Raw genomic sequence first — 13,285 nt, forward strand, 5'->3', positions numbered from 1 at the left:
GCATAAAAGTCCGTTAATAAATTCATTAACGGACTTATTTAAATATGGGAGAATCTGTATGTTGTCAATTAGCCAAGTAGCTCAAGAGACAGGGTTATCAGTCAAATCTATTAGACACTATGAATCTATTGGTCTGATCAGTCCTCCGCCAAGGGAGGAAAATGATTATCGATTTTATACCAAGGAAATTACCCAGCAGTTGCATTTTATTTATAAAACAAAGCAAGCTGGTTTTACGTTAAAAGAGTGTAAAGCGTTGTTGTTGTTGTGTGAAAATGAAGATAGAAACAGCGCCGATGTTAAAAAGATAGCGTTAGAGAAAATTAAAGAAATTGAGGAACGCATTAAACAGCAACAAGCGATAGTGGATCAGTTAACTAAAATAACTCAGCAGTGTCCGGGTGATGAGCACTCAGAGTGCAGTATCATTGATGCCTTTAGTCGCGACTAAAGCATCATAAATCTGATCTTTAATTATTAATAATAAGCACACATTAATAAAAACGACCATTAATCGCTAACCATAAAAAACCCAGTAATAAACTGGGTTTTTATTTGTCTCAATATTTTATTGAAATATACCTTTCGTGAAAAGTATCATCAAATCGAAAGGAAACTAATTACTCGTTTCTTTTAACGAGCCTATTTCAACACGTTCTTCATTTCTACCCGCATTAGGGTCGTTAAATACATCAACGTCCATCTCACCTTCAGATTTAGCAACGATACAAGTCACCACACTATCACCAGTAATATTAACGGCGGTACGGATCATATCTAACAATCTATCAACACCAATGATCATTGCAATACCTTCAACAGGTAAACCAACTTGGTTTAATACCATTGCTAACATGATCAAACCAACACCCGGTACACCAGCAGTACCGACAGAAGCTAGAGTAGCCGTCATGATCACCGCTGCATAGTCAGATAAAGTTAAATCAATATTAAACGCTTGTGCAATAAATACCGTCGCAACACCTTGCATGATGGCAGTACCATCCATGTTGATAGTTGCCCCTAAAGGCACAGTAAATGAAGCAACCTTATTATTAACACCTAGGTATTTAGTGGCTGTTTCTAATGTCACTGGAATCGTTGCATTTGATGATGCCGTTGAAAATGCAAAAGTGATTGCAGTTTCCATTTTTTTGAAAAATTTAACAGGGCTTAATCCTGTAAACACTTTCAAGAAAGTACTATAAGTAATTAAGGCGTGCAAAATCAGTGTCGCACTTAATACTAAGAAGTAATTAATGAGATTAAAGATCGCATCTAAACCAATTTCACTAAATAACTTCGCCATTAAGAAGAACACACCGTAAGGTGCAATATTCATTAACATAACCACTAATTTCATGATCACTTTGTTGAGATCAAAAAATGTTGCTGCAACACGTTCACCCGCGCTGCCAGATGAACTAATAGCAACACCAAACAATATTGCAAACACAATAATTTGTAGAGTATTACCTTCAGCCATTGAGCTAATAGGATTTGTTGGGAACATGTTAATAATAACATCGCCTAACGATGGTGCTTCTTTAGATGCAAAGGTAGTTGCTTGAGCTAAGTCGATACCAACACCTGGTTCAAAGATATTAGCCATCAAGATAGCAAGTGAGATAGCAATCGCAGTCGTCACCATATAAAAAGACAGGGTTTTACCCCCTAAACGCCCTAATGTTGACATATCTTTTAAACTGCTTGTTCCGCAAACTAAAGAAACAAAAATAAGTGGAACAACTAACATTTTAAGCGTGGCAATAAAGATTTTACCGCCTACATAAAATAGCCCATTAACAATATAATCTTGGACAAATGCAACGTCAGCAAAGATTGTACGGATTAAGAACCCTGTTAATATGCCAATCGCCATGCCGATTAAGACTTTCTTGGTCAATGACATTTTATTTTTTACTTCTGTCATAATAATTCCTTATATTTCATAAAATTACCCTTTAAATTTCTATAAATATTGCAATATCGCACTAGGAGTATGAGTATTAAATCTTTCTCGTAATCCATTACAAACAAGTCGGTTTTCTCGTATTGTCTTAATGCTAATATCTGAATTAATGCGACATATTCATAAAAATAAAGGGGCTGATGCTTAAAATGGCAGTACCTATACCCGTTACCATTTAAGGTACAAAATTCAACAAGTGGTGAAGTGAACAGATGCTAGGCAGAAAGAGGAAGATCTAACGGGTTAAACCGACACTTTCTAACAACGCAGGTGTTTATACCAATCACACTAATTAACTGATCTATTTTACTTATCAAAATAACTTATTTAATGTCATCGGTATTACTTCACCGCCTGCCCTCTGGGTCGTTAGCTTGAAAATCAACTCAGCGTTGCAACCTTCGATAAGGACTCGTCCTTGTGATCATGTTGCGCGTTGATTTGGAGTCCAAGCTAACGACTGAACAAAGTACATTGAACGGTAACGGGTATATACCATAATAACAGGCAGATAAGAAAATATTAATTTATCAAAGAAAAGTCGGCAGAGGCTAATTGCACGCCGTTAACAAGGATTGCAACAGTATGTTGTCCACCATAATATTGTCTTGTGGAGATTTTTTTGAAACTAAATGATTTCGAAATCATTTTATTGTGTTGAGGGATAATCGCTTCAGAAAGTTGGAATATTTTACGTGCTTGTTTGCCATTTTTTTTCATAAAATCAATCGCAAATTCAATACGCAATTTACTGAGAGGTAAACTTTTTTGATGTTGTAGCTGACAAGAAAAATGAAGCATTTGACCAAGTTGTACATTTTCATCTGTAACAAAATCGATAACTTCTATGTCTTTTGGCGGTAAAAATCCAAATAAACTTAACGCATCTGGTTGAGCTTGTTTTAATAAACTTCTGCAAGCATGTTTAACAAGGCGTTTAGTGTATATCGAATCACTTTCTGTTAACCAACGTTGAGCAATATCTATCACAATATCCGGATGATCCTTGGCAATATCATTAAGGTTATTTGCAACGCTACGACGAACGTATTCACTCTCATCAGTTTTTAAAGATTCTAAAATAGGTAATAAATAACTTGGATCTTTTTTAAATGAAGGTAATGCCATCGCCCAAGGCAATCGAGGACGTGCTCCTTCTGAAGCTAATCGACGTATATGATGATTATCACTTTTTGTCCAAGCTAATAAGATACAGTGCATTTGTTCAGGATATTGTTCAATAAAAGGTCTAACGGCAAATTCTGCACTGGCAAACTGTGTAATATGAGCCAGCGCATCGATCGAAGCGGTTAATTCATCTAACCCAAATAATTCAACAAAAGCAGGAATAAACATACCTTTGTAGCTAGTGAAGTGCAGCGAAACTTGTTTAATAACAGCGAGCGTTTGTAAATAATCGAGTTCAATAAAAGTATTTAACTGGTGTGCAATATGTTCTGTGCGTGCTTTTAGTTCTTTATTATTCCAATCATCATTAAAAACTGCATCAATAAAATCATTTTTATGAAAAGTAGGGTAATAATCAGCTACCGAGTTTGCAACATGGTTAAGGTAGTCATGGTTATATACATCTTTTAATAAATCAGCCATCTATACGCCACCTTATTTATACTCAACAGCGCTATTGTTAGGCTTGTTTAATAAAATTGGACACTTGTCATTAACAGCTTTTATTTCGCTTATGGTTTTGAACAAACTATTAACAAATAAAAAGACCAATAAAAATGACTAATAACAAGTGAATTAATTACAATACTCGTTCACCAAAATGGAAAACACAAAACTGCCCTTCTTCCATTTTGGTCCACGCTTCATCTTTGGTTAATGGACGAGTGGCAATCACAGTCACAACATCCGTTGCTGAGGTTTCTTCTTGGAAATCAACCGTCATATCTTCATCAATCAACTGGGCTTTACCAAAAGGTGCTCGGCGCGTTATCCAATGTAAATTATTAGTGCAATAACACATTACATATTCGCCATCGCTTAAAAGCATATTAAAAACACCTAATGCTTTTAATTGATCGGCATAACGAGCTACCAATCTAAACATATCTAACATGTCTTCAGGTGGTTGTTTAAACTCTTTGTGTAATTTATCAATGATCCAACAAAAAGCACGCTCACTGTCCGTTTGACCCACTGGATTAGCGTAGCCCATTTCTAGGTCTTCATAGCCGGTTAGTTGGCCATTATGAGCATAAGTCCAATTACGCCCCCATAACTCTCTAATAAAAGGATGTGTATTCTCTAAATTAACGCCACCACGGTTCGCTTGACGAATATGACTGATAACCGATTTACTTTTAATAGGGTAACTTTTCACTAATTCAGCAATTTTAGAATCACAACTTGGGCTAGGATCTTTAAAACTACGGCAACCTTTACCTTCGTAAAAAGTAATACCCCAACCATCTTTATGCGGGCCAGTACCACCACCGCGCTTTACTAATCCACTGAAACTAAAACAGATATCAGTTGGGACATTGGCACTCATGCCTAATAATTCACACATTGTTTAAACCTAAGCCATCTTTTTTTCAATTAAATAGATCAAGATATGAATGATCTTAATATGTACTTCTTGGATGCGATCGGCAAAACCGAAATGCGGTACACGAATTTCAACGTCTGCTAGTCCAGCCATTTTTCCACCGTCTTTACCCGTTAAAGCAATGACTTTGATGCCTTTAGATTTAGCAACATCAATGGCTTTTAGAATATTGCCTGAGTTACCACTGGTTGATAAACAAAATAACACATCACCACTGCGGCCAACGCCTTCAAGGTAACGTGCAAATATGTACTCAAATCCGTAGTCATTACCGACACAAGAAATATGGCTAGCATCTGAAATCGCAATCGCTGGGTACGACGGTCGATGTTCACGATAACGCCCCGTTAACTCTTCAGCAAAATGCATAGCATCACAATGAGAGCCTCCATTACCACAAGCTAATACTTTGCCTTCATTTTTGAAAGATTCCGCTAATAACGAAGCAGCATCTTCGATATTCTGTAAATTTTGTTGATCTGATAAGAATGCAGATAAGACCGTTTGTGCTTCTAACAACTCATCTTTAATTAATGATAAATTCATAATACCTACTTACATAATTGAGATTAATACCTTGGGTATAACTATCCACCAGCAGCTTGATGCTGGTGACGAATATTTTATTCTTCTAAACAATTCCTCTAAACAATTCCTCTAAACCATTCTTTCAAAAAGAGCCTAATAATATATCGTTTATCAGTGCAACTTTTAGACTATAAATACATTCCATTAGTTAAGATCTATTGATTAAACTTTATTAGTAAAATTCAGTTAATTAATTTCAATACAAACAAATCTAGCATTATAGCTTTTGATCATTGTTGTCATTATTCATAAACATTTTTCTGTATTAAATAGCCACCAAAGTTAAGCTTTGTGCTTTTTAAGTTCATTATATCAAACTTAAAAAAGAAAAATTCTATCGTCGTTAATATAACTTATTAAGGTACTGATGACGTAAATTATTGTTATATTTTTAAATTTTATGATGGCTTTAAGCCATTCAGAAAATTGTTTAATAGAAGAGTAACTTAAAGACAATAAATAATGGGGGAAGTTTAAGTAGAAATGTATTGGATAAACGTATTTAAACACTAGTGCATGAATGAGTTACCTTTTGATCGGTCCATTTATGCTCTAGGTATGTGTAAAATACTAACCATATTTATTAAGCGCAGATGCGCAGTGACGCTTAGCGCTAATGGCAGAGGAACAATATTTATAAGTTAATAAGATGCACTTCAGAGTTATCATCAGGATCTGCAAACTGTTGCCTTAATACTTTTTTAGACTCCATAAAGATTTCACCATTTTGAGCGATAGTAAAATGATCGGGTTCTATATTAAATTCTTTTTGGTAAGCCATTACTAATTGCAATGAATGTGCTTTTTGCTCTTCACTCAATGGTGCACCGTCTAACCATTTCCCTGTTTCAACAGCAGTTGCTAGTTTCTGATAAAGTGCTGGAGTGATATTTTTTGCATACTCATTTATATTTGCCACTGTGTTTGCCTTTTTCTTTAATCTTAATTAATTTGAATGAACTGAAGTATATTTATTTGTTTGAAATTATCTAGTGATGTTTTTGTTGAGCAATAATTTTTTGCTGTTGGTCTACTTTTTATCTTTAATTTTATCTTTAACTTTAACTTTAACTTTAATTAACAGTAACTAATGTTAGCAACCATTAACTTATGCTAATCCTTAAAAAGAAAAAGCCACTTATTGATAAGCAGCTTTTGTATTAGGCATTACATAGTAAATTATATGCAAAAATTACAAATAAAAATCGAAACAATTCATGCAGCTTATAAAAAACATAAATCATTATTTCTGGTTAACAGCTTTAAATAACAAGATTGAATGCGCTTTGGCATGAACAGGAATCTCTACTTTACTTGTATCTTCAACTAAATTTCCTGTAGAACAACTGGTATCCAATGCCATAAACCAATCTTTGTTATCGATTAATGGTGGTAGTTCACAAGCAATTTGGTAAGTTGAAGCATTCAAAATCAAATACCAATGTTCACCTTCAGGATCTACTTCACTTAATTCAACGGCAATAGCCTGTGAGTTAGAAGCATGCCAATCGACTTCTTCCATTAAATAACCATCAGGGTGATACCAGGTCACTTTATCACTATTCACATCGTTATCATCGAGTAACAAGTCACCAAATAGTCGCGACTGCTTGCGTAATTCAATTAACTTAGAGGTAAATTCAAACAAGGCGAAATCAGCTTCTGAACGATCCCAATTAATCCAACTAATTTGGTTATCTTGGCAATACGCATTATTATTACCTGATTGGTGATTTCCCATTTCATCACCCGCTAAAAAGTGCGGGGTACCTTGAGACAAAAACAAGGTCGTAATCATGTTACGTTTTTGCTTCTGTCTTAAGCAATTAATGCGTTTATCTTTAGTCGGGCCTTCACAGCCATAATTGGCAGAAAGGTTATTTCCATGACCATCACGATTACTCTCGCCATTAGCTTGATTATGACGATCTTGGAAAGACACTAAATCGTCTAATGTAAAACCATCGTGATAACAGATATAGTTAACACTAGTAGTATTACTTCGATTACTTAATGGAAAAAAGTCGTGAGAACCTATCAAACGAGTTGCCACTTCAGAGACTTTGCCTGTATCACCTCGCCAGAAAGAACGCATGGTATCGCGGTATCGATCATTACACTCTTTCCATTGTTCAGGGAAAGCACCTAGACGATAACCACCGGGTCCAATGTCCCAAGGCTCAGCAATTAATACAACATCACTTAAAATAGGATCTTGTGATAAAGCTTTAAAAAAAGCACTTTTTTCAGTAAACCCTTGTGGCTCACGTGCTAAAGTCACCGCCAAGTCGAACCTAAAGCCATCAACTTGCATTTCAGTTACCCAATACCGCAAAGCATCGAGTGTTATCTTTAATGACCAAGAAAAATCTAAATTAACCGTATTACCACAACCGGAATGATTACTATAACGTTGGAAGTCAATTCCCTGTTTATTACTTTCAAAAGTATAATATTGTCTATTATCAAACCCTTTAAAGCTTAAAACGAGACCATCATTTCCAGCTTCCGCTGTATGGTTAAACACCACATCCAATATCACTTCAATATTGGCGGCATGTAATTCTCGCACCATGGTTTTAAACTCAGAGATAGCATCATATTGAGCATAACGAGTCTCCGGGGCAAAGAAGTTAATTGGGTTATATCCCCAATAATTGGTTAACCCTAAACCACTTAAACGAGATTCGCTGACAAAACTAAAGACCGGCATGATTTGTAAGCTTGTCACACCTAATGATTGATAATGTTTGATACTTTCTGGATGTGATAAACCTAAATATTTACCACGCATGGGTAAGGGGATATTAGGGTTTGTTTGAGTAAACCCTTTAGTATGCACTTCATATAAAATACGATCTTGATCGTCTATATTAGGCTTTTCACTGCCTTGCCATTCAAAGCTGTCGTCAACCACAACCGATTTAGCGACATACAGATCATCAACATCACTCTGAGCTTGTACAAAACTGTGTTGCACTTTACTCAAGCATTTCGCATAAGGATCAATTAATAAATGCTTATTATTAAATAACATCCCTTTGTTAGGTTGATATTCACCATCAACTCGATAACCGTATTTTTGTCCTGCTTTAATACCTTGTAAATGAATATGCCAAAGATGTGAATGAGAAACTTTTAGAAAATAACTGTCTATTTGATTGTCATGCTTATCAAAAAGACATAACTCAACACTTTTCCCGCCTTGACTATGCACTGAAAAATTACAGCCTTGCTGATCTAAAGTCGCTCCTAAAGGAAGACTTTTCCCATTAGAAGTAGTGAATAGGTGCTTAGCATTAATGGTGGTTAGGTCTATTTTAATATCATGTTTTGACATTTAGACTTCCTTTTTCTTCAAATAAACTGATGATAATGGAGGTAAATTAACAACAATTGAATGGCCTTTGCCTTGCCAAGGGTAAGGTTCGCTGACAAACACGCCCATTAGATCACCCATTGAATAGTTGCTTCCCCAATAATATTCACTATCAGTATTGATAACGACTTCATATTGACCAGCTTCTTCTACTGCCACACGATACTTCTCGCGAGGCACAGGTGTAAAATTAGAAAGACAGATAACATATTCACTTTTATCTAAATTATAGCGAATAAATGAGATGATGCTGTTGACGCCATCACTATGATCCAGCCATTCAAAACCTTGTGGTTCATAATCTGATTCATACATAGCACTGTTATTTTTATAAAAATGATTCAAATCGGCAATCAATTTTTGTTGCCCTTTATGTTTATCAAAAACTAATAAGTCCCAATCTAAACTTTGATTATGATTCCACTCACGACTTTGTCCAAACTCACCGCCCATAAAGTTTAATTTTTTACCAGGATGCGCATACATATACCCCATATAAGCACGTAGATTTGCGGCCGCCTGCCATTCATCTCCAGGCATTTTATTCAACATACTTTTTTTACCGTGTACGACTTCATCATGAGAAATAGGTAATACAAAGTGTTCGTTATAGTGATAAACCATTGCAAAGGTCATTTCATGATGATGGTATTTACGGTACATTGGATCTTGTTGAATATAACTTAATGTGTCATGCATCCAGCCCATGTTCCATTTAAAGCCAAAGCCTAATCCCCCTGCAAAAGTAGGTTTTGAAACACCACTAAAAGCAGTCGATTCTTCAGCAATAGTCATGGCATTAGGGAATTGACTATACACTTCTTCGTTAAACCATTTTAATAAGCTAATCGCTTCATAGTTATGATTGCCACCATCTACATTAGGTACCCACTCACCTTCTTCGCGTGAATAGTCCCAATACAGCATAGATGCGACTGCATCTACTCGTAATCCGTCAACGTGGAATTTATCTAGCCAGATTAGTGCGCTAGCCACTAGGAATTGACGGACATTGTCACGGCCAAAGTCATAAATGTAAGAATTCCAATCAGGATGCCAACCACGCTTAGGATCTTCGTATTCATACAAAGGTGTCCCATCAAAACGCGCTAAACCGTGTGGGTCGGCAGGAAAATGTGCGGGTACCCAATCAACGATAATGCCTATACCGGCTTGGTGACATTTGTCTATGAAGTATTTTAAATCATCTGCATCACCAAAACGGCTGGTTGCAGCAAATAAACCGACGGGTTGATAGCCCCAAGATCCATCAAATGGAAACTCTGATATAGGGAGTACTTCTAAGTGTGTGTAACCCATTTCAACTAAATAAGGTAATAGCTCCTCAGCAAGTTCACGATAGCTAAGCATTCGCTCTACACCGTTTTCCTTTTTACGTTTCCATGACCCTAAATGAACTTCATAAATACTCATCGCCGTAAAGCGTTTGTCACCAGTATGAGTATTTTGCCAAGTTTGGTCGTTCCACTGATAAGCATCATGATCAACGACTATCGATGAATGTGATGGGTATAATTCAGCTTGAAAACCAACGGGATCAGCTTTATGTGGTAAACGATTACCCATCGCATCTTTTAATTCAAACTTGTAAGCACAGCCAGCTGATAAACCAGGAATAAATAATACCCAATGACCACACCAACTTCGTTGCATGGGATGTATTTGCCCATTCCAATGATTATGATCTGAGATTAAACTAACGCTACTGGCATTGGGTGCGTAAACAATAAAACGTACACCACAAATTTTAACGTCATTATCGGTAATCGTTTTTAATTGTGCCCCAAGTGTACGATAAACATTTTGTGGAGCTTCATGTAACGTCGATAATCCTTCAAATGCGATATCATGAAATTGGTAAGGGTCTACAAACTCATGTACATCATTTACATATTTAGCATTTAATTGATAAACAAACTTATCAGTAACAGAAGATAAACTAACTTCGAATAAGCCAGCATCATAAACTTTTGTTAACTCACCAGAAAGATGCGAACCATCAAGCGCAGAAAATGAAACCGCTGTTGCTTCTGGTAACCAGACTCTTAATAAAAAACCTATACCGTTGGCGTTTTTAATTAAGCCTAATTGTTCAAAAGGATTGGCTAATGTTGCTTTTTCAAGTTGGTTGAGTAACGTTGATTTTAATGGCATTGTATTGATTTCTTCGCCTACTTTAGGAGTTGCTACATTTTTGACTGTTGTTTTCTTTACAGTTTTTTCTTTTGTAGCTACTTTCTTTGTCGTTGGTTTCTTAGTCATATTAAATACCTAATTCGAAGTTTATCTAGCCTGAATTTAATTATTTAGCTCGCGCTTCTGTTAACTCTTTCATTAAATGCTGAATATCAGTATCAGTAAAAATAGTGTCTACGTCATGCGTTAACTTACGTTGCCAGTTTCTGTATTCATTACTTGTTCCAGGAACGTTAACTGGTTGATCCATCTCTAAGAAATCTTCAAGCTGCAAACTGAGCAATGAAGCACTGCCCGTTGCAAGGTGCTTTTGAAGTGCAAAATTTAATGCTTTATCCATGCCGGTTGTATTAGCATCATGATAAAGCGCATCAGGTATACTATTATGACCATGTAAACTATTTAAAATCTGTTGTTTGCTTTCAACTCTATCTGCAAGTAATCGATTAAATACTTCATCATCAGGATACAGCCCTAAGCTTCTACCTAAATACAGATCTTCGCAATGCCAGTAACCTTTAATTGTCGGCATATCATGCGTCGACAATGTTGCCATTGCTTGTTGTATATAGTGTAAAGGAGAAATAAAGCCACCATCGGGCGCTTGCTCAAAGAAAAATACTTTATATGAATAAACGCCAGCCTCTTTTAATAAAACATCCATGCCTTCAGGTACGGTACCTAAGTCTTCACCAATCACTAAACATTGGTTACGTGTGCTTTCTAGCGCTAATATATTCAACATATCGTAAACATTGTAATAAATATAAGCCCCACTATCAGCGGTTGAACCTTCTGGCACCCACCATAATCGTAATAAGGCCATCACATGGTCAATACGTAAAGCACCGCAATGACTCATATTGGATTGTAATAATTCGATGAAAGGCTGATAGCCTGACTTATATAGTTGATCTGGTGAAAGCGGCGGCAATCCCCAGCTTTGACCTAACGGTCCCAGTACATCAGGTGGCGCACCGATACTGACATTTTCGCAATACAAATCATGATTTGCCCAAATTTCGCTGCTACTTTTACCTACACCAACGGCTAAATCTCTGTATAAACCTAACGTCATTCCTAATGAACGAGCAAGTTCATCTGCTTCAGCTAATTGAGTCTCTGTAACCCATTGGCAATAGCTCCAAAATAATACCTCTTGTTCATTCTCAGCTATCCAACATTGTGTATTTTCACTAGAAAATGATTGAAACTCTTCAGGCCAAGATGGCCATCCCCAAGAATCTTCATTCTCAGCTAAGAATTTAAATTGCAACGCATCATATGCAGCTTGTTGCGTTAATGAGTCTCCTTTCTGTGTAACAAACTCATGCAAAGAAGCTAAACGTATTTGATTTTCTTTTTTACCATTTATTAATGTATCAAAAAGCGCCCTGAGCGCCTTCAATTTAACAGTGGTGACATTAACATAATCAACCCATTTCAAATCTCTCAGGTTTGATAGTTGTTGTTGGAATACAGATGTGGCTACTTCAGCTTGTAAAGCATCACAAAGAGCAAACTCAGGTACTGCTGTGATATCGGTGTACAGTATATTTAACCACTTACGTGATGAAGGACTATATGGGCTGGCATTTTGTGGCTGTGATGGATTGAGAGCGTGAATTGGATTTAAGCCAATGAAATCCCCGCCATTTTCAGCAGTTTTGATTAATAACTGTTTTAAATCAGAAAAATCTCCAATTCCCCAGTTATTTTGGCTTTTCAAACAATATAATTGAACGCTTGTCCCCCAAAGCTTTTTACCGTTTTGTATAACCGTTGGCGTAAAACAAGTTTCAGGAGTGATGATTAAAGACATTTCAGCCAATGGATCATCATTCCCTTTTTCTAGTAAACTTAATTGATGGTAACCAGGGGCTAAGGGAACTTCGATAGTCACTTCATATAATTGAAATTCGACATCAGAAATATCTTTGCAGCCTAATAAAGGAAAATCAGTGGCGGTGATTGTTTTATCAATTTGCAGACCATCTTCTGTGGTTATTCTATAAATTAATGGGTCTGTTACAAAGTCGATAGGAAGATGAACTTCGAGTTGATATTCAGGGGCTTGTTGTAATACGCAGACAGGCGCTAACAAAGATAACCAATGCTGTAACTCTTCCTGTTCATAATAAGCTGATAAAGCAGCATCATCTGAGGCATCAAACCCCATATGGTTAATGAGCGTTTTAACGTTTTCATCAAGCACGGTGGTGGGTTTACCCCAAGCATCAATAAAATTAAGATCAATGCCTTTTAATTGCATAAATGAATCTAATGTTGAACTACTCATAATACACCTATATGTATGGTTAATTTATTGCTGTTTTTAATCATTTAAAATGAGTATTTAACTAATACATAATATTTGCAACGACTTAATCCATAAACAACCACGTATTAAGATATTTTTTTTATTAAATAAAATTAAATACTATTAATAATCATAGGAAATTTTGATTTAAACTTCTTTTGAGTACATTTTAAAATATTCGAATAATAGGTTTTATTATTTTTAATCAACAATATAGTAGAATATGTGAAGTAA

General features: G+C 36.0%; 9 protein-coding genes. 1 reads left to right on the forward strand and 8 read right to left on the reverse strand.

The window, feature by feature from the left end:
- Window positions 1-58: 58 nt before the first annotated feature.
- Window positions 59-451, forward strand: a complete 393-nt coding sequence (gene cueR, locus GQR59_RS10110) for a Cu(I)-responsive transcriptional regulator (protein WP_160062145.1) — start codon at window positions 59-61, stop codon at window positions 449-451.
- Between the two features lie 165 nt (window positions 452-616).
- Here cueR and GQR59_RS10115 read toward each other — a convergent pair whose 3' ends face one another.
- The 8 genes from GQR59_RS10115 to malQ form a co-directional block, all read right to left on the reverse strand.
- Window positions 617-1,933, reverse strand: a complete 1,317-nt coding sequence (locus GQR59_RS10115) for a dicarboxylate/amino acid:cation symporter (protein WP_160062147.1) — start codon at window positions 1,931-1,933, stop codon at window positions 617-619.
- Window positions 1,934-2,494: 561 nt separating this feature from the next.
- Window positions 2,495-3,583, reverse strand: a complete 1,089-nt coding sequence (locus GQR59_RS10120; protein ID WP_160062149.1) for a DNA alkylation repair protein — start codon at window positions 3,581-3,583, stop codon at window positions 2,495-2,497.
- Between the two features lie 157 nt (window positions 3,584-3,740).
- Window positions 3,741-4,508 (reverse strand): class II glutamine amidotransferase, encoded by a 768-nt coding sequence (locus tag GQR59_RS10125; protein WP_160062151.1) that lies wholly within the window; start codon window positions 4,506-4,508, stop codon window positions 3,741-3,743.
- Between the two features lie 9 nt (window positions 4,509-4,517).
- On the reverse strand, window positions 4,518-5,093 hold the full coding sequence (gene lpcA, locus GQR59_RS10130; protein WP_160062153.1) for a D-sedoheptulose 7-phosphate isomerase: 576 nt from the start codon (window positions 5,091-5,093) through the stop codon (window positions 4,518-4,520).
- A gap of 676 nt (window positions 5,094-5,769) precedes the next feature.
- A complete protein-coding gene (locus GQR59_RS10135; RefSeq protein WP_160062155.1) occupies window positions 5,770-6,054 on the reverse strand; it encodes a YeaC family protein in 285 nt (94 codons plus the stop codon).
- Between the two features lie 324 nt (window positions 6,055-6,378).
- Window positions 6,379-8,475, reverse strand: coding sequence for a glycogen debranching protein GlgX (glgX, locus tag GQR59_RS10140; protein ID WP_160062157.1), 2,097 nt, complete (start codon window positions 8,473-8,475; stop codon window positions 6,379-6,381).
- Window positions 8,476-10,689: a 1,4-alpha-glucan branching protein GlgB gene (glgB, locus tag GQR59_RS10145; protein ID WP_160062554.1), complete on the reverse strand. Its 2,214-nt coding sequence runs from the start codon at window positions 10,687-10,689 to the stop codon at window positions 8,476-8,478. It abuts the gene before it with no gap.
- 148 nt (window positions 10,690-10,837) lie between these two features.
- Window positions 10,838-13,030 (reverse strand): 4-alpha-glucanotransferase, encoded by a 2,193-nt coding sequence (gene malQ / locus GQR59_RS10150; RefSeq protein WP_160062159.1) that lies wholly within the window; start codon window positions 13,028-13,030, stop codon window positions 10,838-10,840.
- Between the last annotated feature and the right edge of the window lie 255 nt (window positions 13,031-13,285).

Source organism: Psychromonas sp. L1A2, assembly GCF_009828855.1.
Classification (GTDB): domain Bacteria; phylum Pseudomonadota; class Gammaproteobacteria; order Enterobacterales; family Psychromonadaceae; genus Psychromonas.

Bases quoted from the DNA above. Each gene is read 5' to 3' on its own strand.
- malQ (WP_160062159.1), bottom strand. From the start codon at position 13,030: ATGAGTAGTTCAACATTAGATTCATTTATGCAATTAAAAGGCATTGAT.
- glgX (WP_160062157.1), bottom strand. From the start codon at position 8,475: ATGTCAAAACATGATATTAAAATAGACCTAACCACCATTAATGCTAAG.
- GQR59_RS10125 (WP_160062151.1), bottom strand. From the start codon at position 4,508: ATGTGTGAATTATTAGGCATGAGTGCCAATGTCCCAACTGATATCTGT.
- cueR (WP_160062145.1), top strand. From the start codon at position 59: ATGTTGTCAATTAGCCAAGTAGCTCAAGAGACAGGGTTATCAGTCAAA.
- glgB (WP_160062554.1), bottom strand. From the start codon at position 10,689: ATGCCATTAAAATCAACGTTACTCAACCAACTTGAAAAAGCAACATTA.
- lpcA (WP_160062153.1), bottom strand. From the start codon at position 5,093: ATGAATTTATCATTAATTAAAGATGAGTTGTTAGAAGCACAAACGGTC.
- GQR59_RS10120 (WP_160062149.1), bottom strand. From the start codon at position 3,583: ATGGCTGATTTATTAAAAGATGTATATAACCATGACTACCTTAACCAT.
- GQR59_RS10115 (WP_160062147.1), bottom strand. From the start codon at position 1,933: ATGACAGAAGTAAAAAATAAAATGTCATTGACCAAGAAAGTCTTAATC.